This window comes from Selenomonas sputigena ATCC 35185, assembly GCF_000208405.1.
Classification (GTDB): domain Bacteria; phylum Bacillota; class Negativicutes; order Selenomonadales; family Selenomonadaceae; genus Selenomonas; species Selenomonas sputigena.
Genome location: NC_015437.1, coordinates 1,717,813 through 1,736,307 on the forward strand (window position 1 = coordinate 1,717,813; position 18,495 = coordinate 1,736,307).

17 protein-coding genes and 2 pseudogenes are annotated in these 18,495 nt (G+C 58.8%); 3 read left to right on the plus strand and 16 right to left on the minus strand.

Features of this window, described 5'->3' with window-relative positions; all coding sequences use genetic code 11:
• Positions 1 to 61 precede the first annotated feature (61 nt).
• The 8 genes and pseudogenes from SELSP_RS07885 to SELSP_RS07920 all read right to left on the minus strand — a co-directional run bounded on the left by SELSP_RS07885 (position 62) and on the right by SELSP_RS07920 (position 6,765).
• The gene (locus tag SELSP_RS07885; RefSeq protein WP_006191537.1) at positions 62 to 619 is read right to left on the minus strand and encodes a gamma carbonic anhydrase family protein; all 558 of its coding nucleotides are present in this window, start codon (positions 617 to 619) and stop codon (positions 62 to 64) included.
• Between the two features lie 350 nt (positions 620 to 969).
• Positions 970 to 1,998 carry a nuclease gene (locus SELSP_RS07890; RefSeq protein WP_013740901.1) on the minus strand — a complete coding sequence of 343 codons (1,029 nt, stop codon included), beginning with the start codon at positions 1,996 to 1,998 and terminating at the stop codon, positions 970 to 972.
• Positions 1,999 to 2,083: 85 nt separating this feature from the next.
• A pseudogene (gene galE, locus SELSP_RS07895) lies at positions 2,084 to 2,732 on the minus strand (UDP-glucose 4-epimerase GalE); the annotation flags it as partial.
• Between the two features lie 44 nt (positions 2,733 to 2,776).
• The gene (gene recO, locus SELSP_RS07900; RefSeq protein WP_006191531.1) at positions 2,777 to 3,550 is read right to left on the minus strand and encodes a DNA repair protein RecO; all 774 of its coding nucleotides are present in this window, start codon (positions 3,548 to 3,550) and stop codon (positions 2,777 to 2,779) included.
• On the minus strand, positions 3,531 to 4,232 hold the full coding sequence (locus SELSP_RS07905) for a DUF502 domain-containing protein (protein ID WP_006191530.1): 702 nt from the start codon (positions 4,230 to 4,232) through the stop codon (positions 3,531 to 3,533). Before SELSP_RS07905 ends, recO begins: the two co-directional genes overlap by 20 nt.
• A gap of 28 nt (positions 4,233 to 4,260) precedes the next feature.
• The gene (gene era, locus SELSP_RS07910) at positions 4,261 to 5,154 is read right to left on the minus strand and encodes a GTPase Era (protein ID WP_006191527.1); all 894 of its coding nucleotides are present in this window, start codon (positions 5,152 to 5,154) and stop codon (positions 4,261 to 4,263) included.
• A gap of 61 nt (positions 5,155 to 5,215) precedes the next feature.
• Positions 5,216 to 5,674 (minus strand): annotated as a pseudogene (gene ybeY / locus SELSP_RS07915) (rRNA maturation RNase YbeY); the annotation flags it as partial.
• Positions 5,671 to 6,765, minus strand: a complete 1,095-nt coding sequence (locus SELSP_RS07920) for a PhoH family protein (protein WP_049781126.1) — start codon at positions 6,763 to 6,765, stop codon at positions 5,671 to 5,673. The pseudogene ybeY and the gene SELSP_RS07920, both read right to left, overlap by 4 nt.
• Positions 6,766 to 6,897: 132 nt before the next feature.
• On the opposite strand from SELSP_RS07920, the gene bioB reads away from it, so the two are divergent.
• Both bioB and SELSP_RS07930 read left to right on the plus strand, forming a co-directional pair.
• A complete protein-coding gene (gene bioB / locus SELSP_RS07925; protein WP_006191523.1) occupies positions 6,898 to 7,911 on the plus strand; it encodes a biotin synthase BioB in 1,014 nt (337 codons plus the stop codon).
• Between the two features lie 394 nt (positions 7,912 to 8,305).
• Positions 8,306 to 9,535: an NAD(P)-dependent oxidoreductase gene (locus SELSP_RS07930; protein ID WP_006191513.1), complete on the plus strand. Its 1,230-nt coding sequence runs from the start codon at positions 8,306 to 8,308 to the stop codon at positions 9,533 to 9,535.
• Between the two features lie 135 nt (positions 9,536 to 9,670).
• Here the strand turns inward: SELSP_RS07930 and SELSP_RS07935 are convergent, their stop codons facing one another.
• Genes SELSP_RS07935 through SELSP_RS07970 form a run of 8 tightly spaced genes read right to left on the minus strand, consistent with a single transcriptional unit; the run spans position 9,671 to position 17,962 of the window.
• On the minus strand, positions 9,671 to 10,597 hold the full coding sequence (locus SELSP_RS07935; RefSeq protein WP_006191512.1) for a YitT family protein: 927 nt from the start codon (positions 10,595 to 10,597) through the stop codon (positions 9,671 to 9,673).
• Positions 10,566 to 11,588: a glycosyltransferase family 2 protein gene (locus SELSP_RS07940; protein ID WP_006191510.1), complete on the minus strand. Its 1,023-nt coding sequence runs from the start codon at positions 11,586 to 11,588 to the stop codon at positions 10,566 to 10,568. Before SELSP_RS07940 ends, SELSP_RS07935 begins: the two co-directional genes overlap by 32 nt.
• A gap of 12 nt (positions 11,589 to 11,600) precedes the next feature.
• A complete protein-coding gene (locus SELSP_RS07945) occupies positions 11,601 to 12,839 on the minus strand; it encodes a sensor histidine kinase (RefSeq protein WP_006191508.1) in 1,239 nt (412 codons plus the stop codon).
• Positions 12,840 to 13,508 carry a response regulator transcription factor gene (locus SELSP_RS07950; RefSeq protein ID WP_006191507.1) on the minus strand — a complete coding sequence of 223 codons (669 nt, stop codon included), beginning with the start codon at positions 13,506 to 13,508 and terminating at the stop codon, positions 12,840 to 12,842. It lies immediately after the preceding gene.
• The gene (locus SELSP_RS07955) at positions 13,505 to 14,140 is read right to left on the minus strand and encodes a GTP pyrophosphokinase (protein WP_006191505.1); all 636 of its coding nucleotides are present in this window, start codon (positions 14,138 to 14,140) and stop codon (positions 13,505 to 13,507) included. Before SELSP_RS07955 ends, SELSP_RS07950 begins: the two co-directional genes overlap by 4 nt.
• 16 nt (positions 14,141 to 14,156) lie before the next feature.
• A complete protein-coding gene (locus tag SELSP_RS07960; protein ID WP_013740903.1) occupies positions 14,157 to 15,374 on the minus strand; it encodes an FtsW/RodA/SpoVE family cell cycle protein in 1,218 nt (405 codons plus the stop codon).
• A gap of 11 nt (positions 15,375 to 15,385) precedes the next feature.
• Entirely contained in the window at positions 15,386 to 16,036 is a 651-nt protein-coding gene (gene trmB / locus SELSP_RS07965) for a tRNA (guanosine(46)-N7)-methyltransferase TrmB (protein WP_013740904.1), read from the minus strand.
• 12 nt (positions 16,037 to 16,048) lie between these two features.
• Positions 16,049 to 17,962: a sigma 54-interacting transcriptional regulator gene (locus tag SELSP_RS07970; RefSeq protein WP_006191499.1), complete on the minus strand. Its 1,914-nt coding sequence runs from the start codon at positions 17,960 to 17,962 to the stop codon at positions 16,049 to 16,051.
• A 184-nt stretch (positions 17,963 to 18,146) separates the two neighbouring features.
• Between SELSP_RS07970 and SELSP_RS07975 the strand changes: the two genes are divergently transcribed.
• On the plus strand, positions 18,147 to 18,482 hold the full coding sequence (locus SELSP_RS07975) for a hypothetical protein (protein WP_006191498.1): 336 nt from the start codon (positions 18,147 to 18,149) through the stop codon (positions 18,480 to 18,482).
• Positions 18,483 to 18,495 lie beyond the last annotated feature (13 nt).

Here is an 18,495-nt window from a genome sequence, read left to right on the forward strand (position 1 = left end):
GAAGGCTGTGCCTTTCATTATATCATACGTAACAAAACTGTAAAGCCGTAAACTGCAAACGTCAGATAATGTGCTCGCCGTGGTACTTCTCGCCGCCGATCTCGGGATAGACGCCGTACTCGATCGCCCACTCGCACTTGTACTTGATCGCCTGCGCATGAATCGTCTTGATGCGGTCAATCGTGCGCACGACCTTGCCCGGCATGCCGACGACGAGGGAATTCGGCGGAATGACCTCGTTCTCGCGCACGAGTGCCCCTGCGGCAATAATCGAGCCTTCGCCGACCTTCGCGCCCGTCAGAACCGTCGCATTCATGCCGATGAGGACATGATTGCCGATCTCTGCGCCGTGCACGACGGCGCTGTGGCCGATCGTCACATAATCGCCGATGATGCACGGATTGTCGTCCGCCACATGAAGGCAGACGAGATCCTGCACATTCGAGCACTCGCCGACAGAGATGTAATTCACATCGCCGCGCGCAACAACACCCGGCCAAAGGCTCGCATACTTCGCGACGCGCACATCGCCCGAAAGAAACACCTGCGGCGCGACGAAAGCCTCCTCATCAATCTGCGGCTTGATGCCATGAAATTCCGTGCTGGAAAGCGTATACATAAGACTCTCTCCTTTTCTCCGATTGAATTTTCTTGCTGCATTCTATTATACAACGATTGGCGCGGAAAGGGAATATATCGTACCCAAATGCAGACATAACAGGATCTCCCATAGAAGGGACAATGGCGAAAGATAATTCTGTATCAAACACATAAACCGCTCCTTTCCTTACTCGTCCGAGCAGTAGAGGAGCGGTTTTACCATGAAGCCCCAAGAGGTCAAGCCGAAGGTGCAGACCGATTGGCTAGGCTTCTGTAATGGCGGCGCACGAACGTCCACGAAGTGGACGTTCGTGCGTGTAGCTTATACATATCAGAACCAGCTTCAGCAGAACACGAAAATTCCACGAATTAAAGCAAGCTGTGCATCTTGCCAAGTTCTTTCACTTTTTCCAAAGAAAACTTCGACATACTTGCGATCATTTCGAGTGGCAGCTTATTTCGCAGCATCTCCAGGACAATATCAACCTTTCCTTCCTCGCGCCCACGTTCCATGCCGCGCTCCATGCCGCGCTCCATGCCGCGCTCCATGCCACGCTCCATGCCACGCTCCATGCCTTGTTCATAGATGCCTGTACTCAGATTGCACATTGTCCTCATCTCCTCTTCTATATCTGCACTTATATCCATATCAAATTCATTTTTTAAAAGCTGCTTCTTCGCTGCCGGAGATATTTCCATGTCTTTGAACAAGATCTGCAGGAATCGAATGAGCCAATCCTCGTCCTGCTGTCGTTCATTTCCAAGATAGATCGTGATGATGCTCATCAAATCATAGTCAGCACGCTTTCCTTTATGATGGTGCAGAATATGATGTTCGGCAAGGTCATAACGATTGATGGCGCTCCTGCCGTCCGGGGAGTCCATGCAAAGCCAAATACTGTAGACTTTCTTGATTTCATCGTAGGATGATCCTGTAAATTCAGTTTCTTTCTGCGAAGAAATCAAGCGGCTCGCATAGTAGACGGCTCGGCGCAGGAGTGCATAGCCCAGCTTCGCTCTTTTCTGTGTCCGCTGTGCCTCAACGTTGATAATCAAGGTGATGCGTTCACCCGATTGGGGAACTCTCGCATGAAAAAGTATATCGAAGCGAACCCAGCCTTCCGTGATGCCGATATTTTCCGTGGCATCACCGAGGAATTCTTTCGGCGAATCTTTCCTAGTTCTTACGGTATTCGTCTTATCCCTGTCCACGGGAATCTCACTGATCTGTGGCGTGCCCTCGATATATTTTTCTGCGATGTCAGCGATTGCAGCATCCTTAAACTCTGGCACAGTTCGCTTCAAGAGACGTGCCATGATCGCTCTTTGTGAAAGCAAACGTTTGGCATGTTGATCGTATGTCGGATCTTGATAGGAATCTCCTACATTCTCTGCCATTAGGATTTCTCCTTGTTGTATGAGAACTATTTCTCTTCCACCTCTATTATCATTATAGCACCGATTACGCACTTTAGCCAGAAAGTTACTCCCCATACCCAGCAGGATGCTTCTCGTGCCATTTCCATGCCATCGCAATGATTTCTTCCACGTCGGTGAAGTGCGGCTGCCAGCCGAGGATGCGGCGTGCCTTGTCGCTGGAAGCGATGAGCTGCGCAGGGTCGCCTGCACGGCGTGCGCCGATTTCTGCCGCGATCTTCTTGCCCGTCGCCTTCTCTGCAGCAGCGATCATTTCCTTGACCGAGAAGCCCTGTCCGTCGCCGAGGTTGAAGATGTCACTCTCGCCGCCCTTCCGCAAGTATTCGAGTGCGAGCACATGCGCGTCGGCGAGGTCGACGACGTGGATGTAGTTGAGCAGACAGGTGCCGTCGGGCGTCTTGTAGTCATCGCCGTAGATCGTGATGTGCGCTCGCTTGCCGTTCGGCACTTGCAGGATCAGCGGGATCAGATGCGTCTCCGTCTTGTGATCCTCGCCGATTGAACCGTCTGAGAGCGCACCCGCCGCGTTGAAGTAGCGAAGCGACACATAGCGAACGCCGTCGGCACGACTGACCCACTTCATCATTCATCTTCTCCATCGTCAGTTTCGTCTCGCCGTAGGTGTTCGTCAGCTCCGTAGCATCGTCCTCCAAAATCGGCACGCGCTTCGGCTCGCCGTAGGCCGCCGCTGTCGAGGGAACGCACCTCATGCCTTCGCCACAAGCACACAGCAAACGCTTCAAACGCCGCCGATCTGTGCGATGAAGGCGAGCGAGCGAAGAGGTTTGCCGAAAAGCGCACGCAGGTAAGCGAGCAGCAGGCTTTCCGCTGCCAGAAGTTCCTGCTTTCTGACGGAAAACGGCGCCGGAGAGCGCACGCCCGCCGCCTTCTGCGGCGAGAGAAACGCCTGCCAATCGAGAGCGGTCAGCTTCTCGATGAACTCCTTCAATTCGGCGGAAAAGAGCGGCATATCCTCTTTGCGGCAATCCGCGCACAATGCGCCGCCCTCGCCGATGTCGACGGACATCGGCTCTTCGAAGGGCGCACCACAGTGGACGCAGCTTGCAAGATGAAGCGAAAGGCCTGCGAGCGCGAGGAGCTGATACGCCGCTGCCAGCGCCACGAGACGCGGATTGCGCTCCTCAAAGGCGCAAAAAAACTGCAGCAGACGGTCGAAAGCGTCGGGCGCAGGCTCGTGCTCGGGAAAAAGCTCAAGCGCTAGTTCCGCCACGAAGGAGCCGTATGCCATGGCCGAGAGATCTTCCGAGAGGCGGCGAAACCGCCCCTTGAGCGAACACTGCCGCACCGTCCAGACCCTGCCGCCTTCCGTAAGCTCCACATCGAGGTGGCTGAACATCTGCATCCCTGCCGCAAGTGCGCTCTTCGGGCGGCGGCAGCCGAATGCCGCCGCCTCGACGCGCCCGCACTCGCGCGTCAAGAGCGACGCCATCTTGTCCGCCTCGCCCCAATTCCTCGTGGCGAGCACGAGCGCCTCAGCGCTGCGGCGTGCCATGCGGTTCGGCCTCCTCGCACGCTTCCCCGGCTGCACGCGCAGACTGCGTCTTCGACGCCGCCACGACCTCGTCCGCCAGCCTCATCGCACTGCCCGCCTCCTGTGATTTCGTCGACATCTGCCGCTGCGGCATGACGGCGCCCGCCGTCAGCATGTACTGCAGCGCCGACTCGTTGCTGATGTCGAGATAGATGACATCACTCTTCTTAACGAAGAGGTTCGTGCCCGAGGTCATGTTGAGGCTCCACGGCACGAAGACGCAGACGTAGTCGTCGCCGAGCTTCTCGCGCAAAACCGCCGGCACCTCTGCCATGACGAAGCCGAGCGCCCGCGACTGATGGAACGGTACGAGCACGACGTGGTCAAACATGTTGTTCGACTCAAAAACGGCGGTCGAAAGGTGCTTGACACTGTTGTAGATGAACTTCACGACGGGAATCTTGCCGAGCAGCCATTCACCATAGGAAATCACGCGCTTCATGAACCAGTACGATGAGAGCCAGCCCACGAGATAGATGACGAGCAGCACCGTCACGATGCCCATGCCCGGATAATAGACGGGAAAATGCTTGCCGAGCACGATCTCCGTGAAGTTCAGCACCTCTGTCACGACGAAAACCGTGATGGCCAACGGCACGAGAAGGATAAGACCGTTAATAAAGCGCTTCGATACCTTGTTCATCCTGCTGCCGCCCTTTCCCTATTTCCTCTCATTCAAAGCCAAAGTTGTGCAGAACGCCCTCGCGGTTGCGCCAATCCTTCTTCACCTTGACCCAGAGGTCGAGGAAGACCTTCGCGCCGAGAAGCATCTCGATGTCCTTTCTCGCCTGTGCGCCGATCTCGCGCAGAAGAGCGCCCTTTGCGCCGATGACGATGCCCTTCTGCGACTCGCGCTCCACGTAAATCGTCGCGCGGATGTAAAAGCCCCCCTTGGGGCGCTCCTTCATCTCATCGAGGTCGACGGCCATGGCATGAGGCAGTTCGTCGCGCGTCGCGAGAAGCGCCTTCTCGCGCACAAGCTCCGCCACAATGAGTCGCTCGGGCTGATCCGTCACCATGTCTTCGGGGTAGTAAGCAGGTCCTTCGGGCAGATACTTCTTGACTTCCGCCAAAAGCGAGTCGAGGTTCACCTCTTCCTTCGCCGATATGGGAACGGCGCCCGCAAACGGATATGCCTTCATGTAGCTTTCGAGGATCGGCAGCACGACGGGCTTCTCGATGAGGTCGAGCTTGTTGACGACGAGGATGCACGGGCACTTCGTCGCCTGCAGGCGCTCTAAGATATAGCGCTCGCCCGGTCCCATCTTCTCCGTCGCATCGACGACGAAGAAGACGGCGTCGACCTCCTTCAAGGTGCTTTCCGCTGCGCGCACCATGTATTCACCGAGCGTGTGGCGCGGCTTGTGGATGCCCGGCGTGTCGAGGAAGACGATCTGCGCGTCTGGCTCCGTCAGGATACAGAGGATGCGCGTGCGCGTCGTCTGCGGCTTGTCGCTCATGATGACGATCTTCTGCCCGATGAGGCTGTTGATGAGCGTCGACTTGCCGACGTTTGGCCGCCCGACGACAGCGATGAAGCCTGATCTATGCTTTGCCTTTTCCATCGTTCTCCCCTTTCGCTGTCACTTGCTCCGTGCATTCTGCAGAGCCTTCCGCCGCTTCCTCGCGCGTCACGCCGAGAGCCGCCATCACATGGCGCTGCTCCTCCTCCATCTCCTGCCGCTCCGCCTCTTCTACATGGTCGTAGCCGAGGAGATGCAGCATGCCGTGCACCGTCAAGAAGACGATTTCGCGGCGCAGGCTGTGCCCGTAGTCCGCCGCCTGCGCCGCGGCGCGCTCAACCGATAGGACGATGTCGCCGAGGACGTTGACGGCAGGCCCGCCCGCGATCGCCGGCTCCTCGCTCTCATTGAGCGCAAAGGAAATCACGTCCGTCGGACGGTCGATCCTGCGGTACTCGCGGTTCAGCACATGAATGTGCGCATCGTCCGTCAAGGTGATGCTGACCTCGGCGTCCGCCACATCGTAAATCTCGCCGACTTTTTCCACAGCGCGCCGAATCTCCGCCTCAAGACCCTCGTCAAGGGGCAGGTCTTCCACCTCGTGACTGAGCAGGATGTTCATGCGTCCGCCTCCCCTCTCTCCGATGCCGCAGCTTTTTCCAGCGCTGCTGTCTTTCTCTCCTGCAGCTCTGCCGACTTTTTCTCAGAATCCCGACGCGCCTTGTCCGCGCGGTCATACGCCTCGACGATGCGTGCGACGACGTCGTGACGGATGACGTCGAGTGCTTCCAGACGGACGACGCCCACGCCGCGCACATCGCTCAGGATGCGGCTCGCCTCAGAAAGTCCCGAGAACACGCCGCGCGGCAAGTCGACCTGGCTCAAGTCGCCCGTCACGACCATGCGCGAGCCGAAGCCCAGGCGCGTCAAGAACATCTTCATCTGACTCGGCGTCGTATTCTGCGCCTCGTCGAGAATCACAAAGGCGTCCTCCAGCGTGCGTCCGCGCATGTAGGCGAGCGGCGCAATCTCAATGACGCCCTTGGCGAGGAGCTTCTGGTAGGTGTCAAAGCCGAGGATGTCATGCAGCGCATCGTAGAGCGGGCGCAGGTACGGATCGACCTTCTCCTGCAGATCGCCGGGCAGAAAGCCCAGCCGCTCGCCCGCCTCGACAGCAGGGCGCGTGAGCACGATCTTTTCCACCAGCCTCGCACGAAGCGCCGCCACCGCCATGACGACGGCGAGGTACGTCTTTCCTGTGCCTGCAGGTCCAATGCCGAACGTGATGGAATTCTTGCGAATGGCGTCGAGGTAGATGCGCTGGCCGAGCGTTTTCGGGCGCACATGACGTCCACGACTCGTCACGAGGATCGTGTCGCTGAAAAGGCTGTGCAGCGCCTCGCCCTTGCCGCGCTTGACGAGTCCCACGCTGTAGCGCACCTCGTGCATCGTGAGCGTCGTGCCCTGCCGGTGCAGGTACTGCAGCTCGCGCACGACCTGCGCCGCCGCCCGCACGACAGCCGCCTCGCCGTCGATCGCAAGTTCCTCGCCGCGGCTTATGAAGCGGCAGTCGAAATTGTCCATGAGCACCTGCAGGTACTCGTCGTGCTCGCCGAGAAGCGCCGTCGCCTCGCGCTGATCGGCAAAGGCGATCTTCTCCTCCAAAACCTGTTGCAAAGAAAGACTCCTCTCTTCTAAATTCATCGTTCCCATTATACCTTGCGACAGTCGAGGAAGCAATAGCAGTCCAAGGTTAACCCGGATTTCCATATCAGTTGACTATATGCGCCGTCTGAAATATAATGGGAGGAAATGCAAACTTCTTGAAAGAAATGAGGCTCTGCCATGACAAAGGAAAACGCCGTCAAAAAACTCACGAAAGAAATTCTCTGCGGCCGCCGCATCAAGCGCGAGGACGACCTCTCCATATTCCTCGATGCGCCGCTTGAAGCGCTGCAGGAGGGCGCACACGAACTGCAGCGACAGTTCTGCGGCAGGCACATCGACCTCTGTACGATCATCAACGCGCGCAGCGGTCACTGCAGCGAGGACTGCAAGTACTGCGCCCAATCCGCGCACCACAGGACGGGCGTCGAGGAATACGCATTTCTCGCACAGGAAGAGATCATCGCCAACGCACGCGCCAACGAGGAGGCGGGCGTCAACCGCTTCTCCATCGTGACCTCGGGCAGGGCGCTCGCGGGCAAGGAGTTCGACGCCGCGCTCGACTGCTACCGCGCCATGCGCAAGAAGCTCCATATTGACCTCTGCGCCTCGCACGGCATTCTCTCGCGTGAACAGTTCCGTGCGCTTCGCGCCGCGGGCGTCACGAGCTACCATCACAACATCGAGACGTCGCGCCGCTTCTTTCCCGAGATCTGTACCTCGCACACTTACGACGACCGCATCCGCACGATCCGTCTCGCACAGGGCGAAGGGCTTAACGTCTGTTCGGGCGGCATCATCGGCATGGGCGAGACGTGGGAAGACCGCCTCGACATGGCGGTGAGCCTTGCCGAACTCGGCATCGAATCCATTCCCATCAACTCCCTCATGGCGATTCCCGGCACGCCGCTTGAGGGCAGAACGCCCTTGACGAGCGATGAGATCCTGCGCACCATCGCCTTCTTCCGCTTCATCAACCCGACGGCAAACATCCGCCTCGGCGCGGGACGCAAGCTCATCGAGGACAACGGCACGCCCGCCTTCCTCTACGGCGCATCGGCCTCCATCACGGGCAACATGCTCACGACCTCGGGCACAACCATTGCCGAGGACATGGCTCTTCTGCAGCGGCTCGGTCTCTCCAACGAGACGGCGGGCACCAGGCAGGACACCGCACATACAGCCAATGGGTGAAGGTTTATCTTTTCTAAGGAAGCGCTGATAAAATGAGGTCGCCCAGATTTGCACAGATGCGCTATATCTATAGCGGTCAACGTCAGCCAATCATGCCGCGCGCTTCGCGCTTGCATTCTTGGGACGTTTTCGCATACGAGCCGTTGCCCAATCGCCTGCGTCCTTCGGACTTGGCTCTTGGACAGCTCAGCAAGGAGACAAACCGCAGGCGTAGCGGTGCTACGTCGAGGATTTGTCGACGACGAGAGGACAGCGCAGATGTGTGAAGATGGGCGGCTGAATTTATCAGTGATTCCCTAAGAAAATGTGATAATAGTAACAGACAATATCCTCGCGTTGAAGTAAACTGAAGGGTGGAATATATTTCAATTTCAACAAAGGATAGGTGATCTTCATGGCAATCCATGTCATTGACGAGGCGCGGCGCTGCCTCCAGTGCAAAAAGCCCCTGTGCCGCATCAAGGGCTGTCCTGTGCAGACGAACGTCCCCGAGATGATCCGCCTCTTTCTCGAAGGCAGCATCAACGAGGCGGGCGCTATGCTCTTCGAGAACAATCCCCTGAGCATCATCTGCTCGCTCGTCTGCGACCATGAGAAGCAGTGCGAGGGCAACTGCATCCAACTGCGCAAAGGATCCGCCATCCAGATTTCCAACATCGAGCACTACATCTCGAATACCTACTTCGACCGCGTCGCCTTGGAGCGTGCACCTTCTACGGGGCAGACCGTCGCCGTCATCGGCTCGGGTCCTGCCGGCATCACCGTCGCCATCAAGCTCGCGCAGAGGGGCTACGACGTGACAATCTTCGAGCGCATGGACAAGATCGGCGGCATGATGCGCTACGGCATCCCCGACTTCCGTCTGCCGCTGAGCATTCTCGACCGCTATGAGAAAAAGCTGCGTGAGTTCGGCATCTGCATCCGACCCAACCGCACGATCGGCGGCCTTCTGACGCTCGACACGCTTTTTGCCGACGGGCACGACGCCATCTTCATCGGTTCGGGCGTCTGGCGTCCGCGCAGCCTCGGCGTCAAGGGCGAAAGCCTCGGCAACTGCCACTTCGCCGTCGACTATCTGCAAAACCCCGACTCCTTCGCTCTCGGCGACCGCGTCGCCGTCATCGGCTCGGGCAACTCCGCCATGGATGTCGCGCGCACCGCGATCCGCAAGGGCTGCCGCTACGTCACGGTCTATTCACGCAGCAACAAGGTCGCCGCCAGCGTGCGCGAATTCGAGTACGCGCAGGCGGACGGCGTGGAATTCGAGTTCTGCAAGGGCGTCGATTCCATCACGAAGGACGGACCTTTGATGCGCGACCGCCACTTCGACGAAGAAGGCAAACTGACGGGCGAAGGAGATCCTGTCCTGTGTCCTGCCGACAGCACCGTCATCGCGGTCAGCCAAGATCCGAAAGACAAGATCGTGCGCACGACCACGGGCATAGAGACGAACGAAAAAGGCTTGGTCGAGGTCGATGAAACGGGCGCCACCACCCGCCCCGGCGTCTTCTCGGGCGGCGACGTCGTCCTCGGTCCGTGCAACGTCGTCCAAGTCGTCAACGACGCCAAACATGTGGCGGAGGCGATGGACGCTTACCTGCGCGAAAAGCGCGGCGTGAAATGAGACTTCGCTGACAAGACGATCGAGGCGGGGCGAATCAAGCCGGCACCACCGCAAAAAGATATAAGCAAAGATGACAACAGGCAGAGCCGCCATCCCATGCGACTCTGCCTGTTGTCGTTGCTGAGGTCATTTGGATCAAGCCCCGCCCTTCTCCCGCTCCCGCGCCTCGATCAGCTCTTTGCGCTGCGCGAACTGATAGAGGATGCGCTCGCGCGAAAAACCCCTGCCGCGCACTTCGGAAGCGTTCGCGATGATGAGGAACGCATTCTTATCCAAGCGATCGCAGATTGCCTTGACGCGTGCGAGCTGCGTCAGGGAGACGACGACGAAGACGACGGCTTTCTTTTCCTGCAGAAAGCCGCCCCGGCCTTCGATGTAGGTGACGCCGCGGTGCAGGCTCTCCATGATGGCGTCGCCGATCTTCTCACTTTCCTCTGAGATGATGAAGATCGCCTTCTCGCGATTGAATCCCGCCGCCCAGCGGTTCGTAAGCTCCGCTGTCGCATAGATGCAGACGAGCGTGAAGAGCGCCGTCTCCAAATCAAAGAGCACCGCCGACGCTGCGATGACGAGCATGTTGAGCAGGAATACGCCCGTGCCGACGTCAATCGACCAATACTTCTTCAAGATGGCGCCGAGCACATCGACGCCGCCCGTATTCGAGCCGAAGCGGAAGATGATGCCGTAGCCGATGCCCGAGACGACGCCGCCGAAGATGGCGTTGAGCATTGTGTCATGTACTGGATGCAGCGCCGAAAGCGGACTGAAAGCGTCGATGCCGAGGGAGAAGAGCACCGTGCCCAGAATCGTATCGACGGCGTAGCGCTTTCCCACGAAGCGATGCGCGAGGTAGAGAATCGGCAGATTGTAGACGAGGAGCTGCGCGCCGACAGGCCAGCCGACGAAGTAGTGCAGGAGGATGGCGATGCCTCCGAGGCCGCTCGTCAGCAAGTTTGCCGGCAGTATGAAGAGGTTGATGCCGACGCCGCAGACGGCGCAGCCGAAAAGGATTACAAAGTAGCGGCGCACCTCATGGATGATTTCCTTTTTCTTCATCGTCATGTCCTTCCCTCTCCTCACGACTTTTCTCCTCCCTCCCAGCGTCCTCGCTCGCCATGCGTGCGATTTCCTTGGGCTTGCCGCGTGCGACGAGGTAGAGAGGCCGCCGCTTGACCTCCTCAAAGATGCGCCCGATGTACTCGCCGAGAATGCCGAGCGCGACGAGCTGCAGTCCGCCGAAAAGTAGCACGCAGGCCGTGATCGTCGCCCAGCCGGGCACGGCGCTCCCCTCGATGAACTTGATGTAAAGCACATGGAGGAGCAGCAAGATGCTCAATATGCCGCAGATGAACCCCGAGTAAAGACCCAACCGCAGTGGCACCGTAGAATAGGCGAGGATGCCGTCGAGCGCGAAGTGCAGCATCTTTCGCGGCGAGAATTTGGAGACGCCCGCAAAGCGCTTGGGCGCGACGAAACGGATCTGCACCTGACGGTAGCCCATGGCGCCGATCATGCCGCGAATGAAGCGCGCACGCTCACGGTAACAGCGAAATTCCAGCACGACCTTGCGATCCATGAGGCGAAAATCCGAGCCGCCCTCCTGGATGTGGACGCGCGAAATCTTGTTGAGCGCCTTGTAGTACCAATACGACGTCGCCCGCTTTAAGAAGCCGACGCCCTCCGTCGTCTCACGGATCGTCTGCACGACATCGAATCCCTCTTCCCACTTGGCAAGAAGCGTCGGAATCAGCGCGGGCGGATGCTGCATGTCGCCGTCCATCGTGATGACAGCCGCGCCGTCCGCGTGGTCGAGGCCGCACGTCAAGGCAAGCTGATGCCCGAAGTTGCGCGAGAGGAAGATGGGCTGCACGCGTGCATCCTTTTCCTCCAGGCGGCGCAGGATCTCACGGCTTCCGTCCTTGGAGCCGTCGTCGACAAAGATCAGCTCGAAATCGTACTTCGCCCCTGCCATGACCTCAGAAATCGCCTGATAAAAATGTTCGAGATTGTCCTCCTCGTTGAATACGGGGACAACGATGGAAATAAGCTTCAATCTTTTTTCTCCTCACTTCAGTGCGGCCTCGAAAGTGATCGCACCATCCTTGTAACGAACCGCGAGCTTTCCCTTGAGATAGCTGACGATTTCAGCAGCGATCGTCAGACCGATGCCGTAGCCGGCCTTCTCGCTGTTATGTGACGCATCCTCGCGGTAGAAACGCTCGAAGAAGCGCGAATAGTCTATACCTTCGCCCGCCGCATAGGGATTCGTCACGGAAAAGACCATACCGCGCCCGCGCCTGCCGCTCGCGAGAGCAATCTGCACGTCGCCGCCGTCATCCGCATATTTGACGGCATTGTCGACGAGAACGTTCATCAGCGTGTAAATGATGCGCTGATCGGCGAGCACATGAACGCCGTCTTCGATTTCTGTCACGATCCGCTTGCCCTGCTCCTTCGCGGGAAGTTCAAAGGAGGCGGCAACCTCACGCGCCGTCTCCGCGCAGTTGACGTCGATCGGGTGGAAATGCTCTGAGACGCGCTCTTCGAGCTTCGCAAGCGCGACCATGTCGTTGACAAGACCCGAGAGCCGCTTTACCTGCTTCAAGATCGTCTCCGTCCACTGGTTTTTGCCCATCGTGATCTCAAGCACTTCCGTGTTTGCCGAAATGATGGCGATTGGCGTCTTCAGCTCGTGACTCGCGTTCGTGACGAATTGGCGCTGGCTCTTCAAGTTGCGCACGAAGGGCGCGACGAGGCAGCGCGAGAAGCACGCGACGAGCGCGATGTAGAGCAGCACGCAGAAGAGGCCGACGAGGACGGAAAAGCGCACGCCGTTCCAAACCATCTGCATCTCGCGCGTACAGTCCATGACGACGACGAAGGAGCCGCCCCCCTCAAGCTTCGTGACGAGATAGGCGTAGTAGGCGCCATCGGCTTCGTAGTTGCCGCGCAGGCTGACGCCATGAGCGAGACGCGTCGCCAATGCCTCGGCTTCCTCGTCGGTGACGGCGGCGATGTGGCTCGCATCCGCCGCAAGGAGTGCACCATCCTCACTGAATTTCGCCCAGTAGTAGCGCGTCTGAAAGGCAAACTCCGGCGTATAGTCGAAGCCCTCGTCGACAATGCGCTTTTCGGGCAGCTTGCCGTCGTGGCGCGTGATGTAGGAGAGCACCGCCTCGATGCGGCTTCCCTCGTCGTAGAAACTCGCGAGGTTCAAGGCGGCGAGCACGACGAAGACGATGAGGACGACGGCAGCCGTGCCTAGGACGATGAACTTGCGCCGCAGCCGCGATACCATTTCCATCTAGCCCACCTCGCAGATCGTGTAGCTTCCCCCCTGCTCACCGCGAATCGCAACGTCGCCATGAATCGCTTTGAGTTTCTGTCGCAAGTAGGAGATGTAGACCCAGACGATGTCCGCGCCCTCTTCCGCTCCCTGCCACACGCGCTCGTAAATCTCCGACGTCGTGACGCACTTTCCCGCATTCATCATCAAGAGCTGCATGAGCTGCGTCTCCTTGCTCGCAAGGCGCACGGCGCTCTTCGCCGCCAGTTCCTGCTTTCCGACGTCGAGCGTGACCGAGCCGAGCGACAGTTCGGCGGGCGCATAGACTTCAGCGCGGCGCGTCAAGGAACGCAGGCGTGCGAGCAGCTCCCCCATCGCGAAAGGCTTGGGCAGGTAGTCGTCCGCCCCCGCGTCAAGCCCTTCGATGCGATCGCCGACTTCCGCCTTCGCCGTCAGCAGCAGGACAGGCGTCGTATCGCCCGCCGCACGCAGCTCTTTCAAGGCCGTCACGCCGTCCATCACGGGCATCATCACATCGAAGACCATGCAGGCGTAAGTGCCTTTGTGCGCGAGCGCCAGAGCCGCCCTGCCGTCGCGAACAGCGTCGACCTCGTAGCCCGAATGCTCCAGAACTGCGACGAGCGCCGCCGCCATATCCTTTTCATCTTCCGCCAGCAGGAGCTTCATGCCATCACCTCGCCCATCACATCAGTCTCTCGAATCAAGTTGCGGATCGTCTGCATCGAAAGGTCGCACGAGGCAAGCTCATCGGCGCAGCGTTTGAGCTCCGCCGCCAACAGTTTGCGATTCTTGACCGTGTGCTTGTACATCATCTCGTGCTCCAAACTCGCCCAGGAATCCATGGCGAGCGTGCGAAGCTGCAATTCCACAAAGAAATGTCCGGGATTCCTCCCTGCCACATCCTCGAACGGCGCTTCGATCGAAACGATCATGTGGTAACTGCGATAGCCGTTCGACTTCACGTCGCGAATGTAGTCCTTCTCCTCGAAGACCGTCACGCCCGAAAGATTTTTGAGCGCACGCACGACGACGTAGACGTCATCGATGAAGCGGCAGACGACGCGGACGCCGATGGCATCATGCACCTTGCAGAGAGCCGACTGCGGCGTCTCGGGCAGTCCTTTGCGGCGGCACTTCTCACGCATGCTCTCGTCCGACTTGACGCGGCAGATCAGATGCTCGTAGGGCGCCGATCCTGTGCGCTCCTTGACGCGTGCGCTGATCTCCTCGATGCGCGTGCGAAACGCGCCGAGAATCTCAGGGAGCGCCTCTCTCTGCTTGCCATAGATGCTTTCCAAGAGAATCCCTCCCCTGCTACTTCTTCACGAGGCGCAGATGACGCTCCGCTTTCTTCTTCGCCACATCGCGCTCCAAGGCTTCCCGGAGCTTGCTGCGATTCGACGCGCCCGTGCCATGCTGTCCAATGTTCAAGAGGATGCCGACGCTCGCCATGCTGATCATCAGCGATGTGCCGCCGTAGCTGATGAAAGGCAGCGGCACGCCGATGACGGGCAGGAGGCCGCCGACCATCAAAAGGTTGATGACCGCCTGACCACTGATGAGCAGCAGGATGCCCGTAGCGAGAAACTGTCCGTAAGCGTCAGAGGCGGCATTTGCGATGCGTGCGCCGTAGACGGTGAACGCCGAGTAAAGCACGAGCACGAGAATGACGCCCAGAAAGCCTGTCTCCTGGCTGAAGATGGCGAAGGCGAAATCCGTATGCGCCTCGGGCAGGTAGCTGTACTTGCTCACGCCCATGCCAAGCCCCATGCCCGTGAGGCCGCCCGAGCCGATGGCGGACAGAGACTGCACCGTCTGATAGCCGATGCCCTGCGAGTCCGCCCACGGATCGAGCAGAACCTTGAGGCGTGCCAGGCGGTACGGCTGCAGGATGGACAGCGCCGTGCCCGCCACCGCGAAGACGGCGACTGTCGCCAGCACCTTCGTCTTTTGAAGCCCTGCAATGCAAAGGAGCATGAAGGGCACGGATATGACAATGAACATCGTGCCGCCGTCCGGCTCCAACTCGATCAACAATCCCATGAAGAGGACGAGCAGATACTGTGGATTCGGGAAGAGAATGTCGATGGGCTTGTCATTTCGCACACGGTACGCCGCATAAGCAGAAATGAGCATCAGGGAAACGAGCTTCGCAATTTCCGCCGGCTGGATCTGGAAGCCTGCCGTGCCGAGCCAACGCTTCGAGCCGTTGACCTCCGCTCCCACGAGAAGGACTGCGATGAGCGAGAGGATCGTGATTATGACGACGGGCACGATCCACGCACGCCAGCGATGATAATTCACGCGGCAGCCAAGAAAGAAGCAGAAGAAGCCCGCCGCGAGGTTGAAAAGCTGACGCTGCAAGAAGAAGTACGGCGTGCCGAACGTCGTTTCCGCCAAGATGAAGCTTGAGCTGAACACGTTGATGCTGCCGAAGACGAGGAGCACGATGAAGATGGCGAGCACCGCCTCCATATCGCTGACCCAGAAGCTCTTCTTGCCCTTGTCTTCTGCGGCTTCCTGTCTTTCCATAGTCCCCTCCTTCACGCGAACGTGACCTCGCAGCGGTTGATCTTCTCACCCTTGCCGCTGAATTTCTTTTCATACTCCGTCATCACGTTGTCGGGACGTGCCTCGCTGTGCAGATCATAGGAAACGTCGTGCAGCGAAAGCCCCATCTCGCGGAACTCCTCCAACGAAAAATCGAAGAGCGCGCGGTTGTCCGTCTTAAAGACAAGCTTGCCGCCGGGCACGAGGAGTTCCTTGTAGCGAGTAAGAAAACTGCGGTGCGTGAGGCGGCGCTTCGCATGACGCGCCTTGGGCCACGGATCGCAGAAGTTCACGAAGAAACGATCGACTTCCCCCGGCGCAAAAATTTTCTCAAGCTGGGCGATGTCGAAAACGAGCAGGCGCACATTCTTCAGCTCCTTCTCGCGCACCTTCTTCGCCGCCGCGATGAGCACATCCTGCTGCTTCTCGATACCGATGAAATTGACCTCAGGGGCGCGCTCCGCCATCTGACGAATGAAATCGCCCTTGCCCGTGCCAAGTTCGACGAAGAGCGGCGCCTCGCGTCCGAAGATCTCCTGCCAACGTCCTCTTTCCGCCTCGCCCGCCGGGCGATCCTTCGGATAGACAAAATCATCGTATGCGTGAATGGCCTCATCCACCCACGGCTTCCTGCGCAGTCGCACAGAACTTCCTCCTTACACTTTTTCCAACTGAAACTTCTTCAAATAGCGATACAGCGTGACGCGGCTGACATCGAGAAGATTCGCCAAGCGGCTGACGTTGCCGCCCGCCGCCTTCCATGCACGCAGGAATATTTCCCGATCCGTCTTCCAGTCATCATCGGGCTTGACGTCGCCCATGAGATTGATGTTCTCGGGCGAAATTGCCATGCCCTCCGTATGGAAGAACGCCTGCTCCAAGATGCTCTGCATCTGCTTGATGTTGCCCGGCCAATCGTACGCTTCAAGAAGCGTCAGTGTCTCCGGCAGAAGCCGCTTCCTCTCCATGCGATGCTGCTCGGCTAGCTCGCATATAATCTGCTCGGCGAGCAGGGGAATATCCTCGCGTCGGTTGCGCAGCGCCGGCATGCGTATGACGCTGCGTGAAACGATGTCGTAGAGACTCCGGTCGAAGAGACCTCGCTCCGTCAAGCGCTTGAGATCGCCGTCACAGTCGGCGATGATCCGCACGTCGATGGGGCGCACGACCGTCTCGCCGAGACGATGCGCCTTGCCCTCGCGCAGAGCCGCCGCGAGAGCGGCCGCCGTCTTCTTCGGCAGCTTCTCGATCTCATCGAGAAAGAGCGTGCCGCCAAAGGCAAGCTCCAATTTGCCGGGACGACTGACATCGGGGGAAAGCGCCGCGCCGAAAAGCTCCTCGTCCAGAAGTTCCGGCTGCACATCGCCGCAGCGGAAGGAAATCAAAGGCCCAGCCGCGCGCACCGACGCCTGATGTATGCCGTGTGCCAAGCGCTGCTTGCCCGTGCCGCCCTCGCCCTGCAGCAGCACATGATTCTTTCCCCTCGCCACGCGCAGCGCCTTTTCACGTAGCGCCTGGAACGCCGGTCCCTTGCCCGCCATCGTGGCGAGGCTGTACTTCGCCGTATAGCCCGCCGTGTGCGCGACGAGCATTCTAAGATCCTCAATGGGCATGGAAACGGTCACGACGCCATTGACCTCGCGCGTCACAGGGCTTTCGATCGGCACGACGGTCGTGACATCCTCATACGTCTTCGCCTCCGTGATCCATGTGACCTCCTTGTTGTAGCAGGGCGTGCCGCTGAATCCCTGATAGATCGGCGTGTGACGATAATTCAAAACGATGTCGTTGAGATTCGACAGACGACTCGTCGCCTTATCGCGCGCTCCGATGCGCGTGAGACGCTCCAATCCCAAGCGGTTCGCATAAGCGACCTCGCCGCTCGGCAAGATATGATAGACGGCGAACGGCGCGGCATCCAAGATCGCCTCCTGCGCCTGCAGTCTGAGGTCGCGCGCCAAGGCGGCCTCAAGCGAACGCGCGATGAGCAGAAGCTGAGCGATGACGGCATCCTGCGGCACGAGCTTCGGATCGTCCACGACGATGTTCACGAGATAGCGAAGTTCGCCGCCGACGAGGACGGGCGCTGTACAGGCATCGCTTTCGTGAGACGCCTCGCGCCAGATCTCCGGCCCGAAGACCCAAAACGGCACACGCTTCTCCTTCGCTATGCTGATGCTCGAAGCGCCGATCTCTTCGATGCCAAGGCGCGAGCCTTCAACCTTGCCGGGAGGCAAACGCATGAAGGGCAGCGTGCAGCTCTTCAAGACGAGCGCCTCGGCGTCAAGCAGCAAGAGACTCAAGCCGTAACGCGCAAAGAACTCCTGCACGCCCTCCGTCAGCTGCAGAAGGCAATCGATGGCAGGGGCATGCCTCTTCTGCAGTACACAAAAATCCTCCGCAGAAAGCACGCGCTTCGGCTCCGTCCCCATCGACGGCACACCGATCCGCCTGCTCTCACGCCATGCCTCAGCCACCCACGGATGCACGTTGACGTCGATCTCCCCTTCGTCGCAAAACCTCTGGTAATACGCCTCAAGCTTCTCCCTGCTGCGCTGCTCCCGTATCATATCTCTCCCCCGTCCCAGCCAAATGTATTCTATGAATGAACAATCTCGTTTCCCTCCGTATCATACTATCTCATTCTACTACGAAATGTTAAGAGCGACAAGCACATTGCCAAGTTCTCATATCCCATGTATAATAGAAAAGATATGAAAAAAGAACTTATTGCATAGAAAGCAGGGATTCGATATGGCGAAACAATTGAAGAAGATCCGCCGGAATCTGAAGCCGCAGGCGGGCGGCACGAACACGGAGAAGCGCCCTGAAAAAAAGGGCAAGGACACCTTCCTCCTGATCATGATCGCGCTCACGTTCTTCATCGCGTTCATCGGCTGGTCGGAAATGACATGGCTGAACCGCTCGATGTACGGCTCCCTCGCCGCCTCCCTCCTCCTCATTTACGGCTACAAGCAGGGAAATTTCGGCGAGAAGGAGAAACTCTGGATGACGCGCTCCAGCATGTTCTTCATCGCCCTCTCCTTCGCCCTCTTCGCGGCCATCTGCTACTACCAATACTTTGCCTGATACAGAAACCCAC

Excerpts from the sequence above, each read along its gene's own strand:
- SELSP_RS07935 (WP_006191512.1), bottom strand. The coding sequence starts at position 10,597 with ATGACGATGAAGAAAAAGGAAATCATCCATGAGGTGCGCCGCTACTTT.
- SELSP_RS07930 (WP_006191513.1), top strand. The coding sequence starts at position 8,306 with ATGGCAATCCATGTCATTGACGAGGCGCGGCGCTGCCTCCAGTGCAAA.
- SELSP_RS07945 (WP_006191508.1), bottom strand. The coding sequence starts at position 12,839 with ATGGAAATGGTATCGCGGCTGCGGCGCAAGTTCATCGTCCTAGGCACG.
- SELSP_RS07950 (WP_006191507.1), bottom strand. The coding sequence starts at position 13,508 with ATGAAGCTCCTGCTGGCGGAAGATGAAAAGGATATGGCGGCGGCGCTC.
- recO (WP_006191531.1), bottom strand. The coding sequence starts at position 3,550 with ATGGCACGCCGCAGCGCTGAGGCGCTCGTGCTCGCCACGAGGAATTGG.
- SELSP_RS07920 (WP_049781126.1), bottom strand. The coding sequence starts at position 6,765 with ATGGGAACGATGAATTTAGAAGAGAGGAGTCTTTCTTTGCAACAGGTT.
- SELSP_RS07975 (WP_006191498.1), top strand. The coding sequence starts at position 18,147 with ATGGCGAAACAATTGAAGAAGATCCGCCGGAATCTGAAGCCGCAGGCG.
- SELSP_RS07885 (WP_006191537.1), bottom strand. The coding sequence starts at position 619 with ATGTATACGCTTTCCAGCACGGAATTTCATGGCATCAAGCCGCAGATT.
- SELSP_RS07890 (WP_013740901.1), bottom strand. The coding sequence starts at position 1,998 with ATGGCAGAGAATGTAGGAGATTCCTATCAAGATCCGACATACGATCAA.
- SELSP_RS07905 (WP_006191530.1), bottom strand. The coding sequence starts at position 4,232 with ATGAACAAGGTATCGAAGCGCTTTATTAACGGTCTTATCCTTCTCGTG.
- SELSP_RS07960 (WP_013740903.1), bottom strand. The coding sequence starts at position 15,374 with ATGGAAAGACAGGAAGCCGCAGAAGACAAGGGCAAGAAGAGCTTCTGG.
- bioB (WP_006191523.1), top strand. The coding sequence starts at position 6,898 with ATGACAAAGGAAAACGCCGTCAAAAAACTCACGAAAGAAATTCTCTGC.
- era (WP_006191527.1), bottom strand. The coding sequence starts at position 5,154 with ATGGAAAAGGCAAAGCATAGATCAGGCTTCATCGCTGTCGTCGGGCGG.
- SELSP_RS07970 (WP_006191499.1), bottom strand. The coding sequence starts at position 17,962 with ATGATACGGGAGCAGCGCAGCAGGGAGAAGCTTGAGGCGTATTACCAG.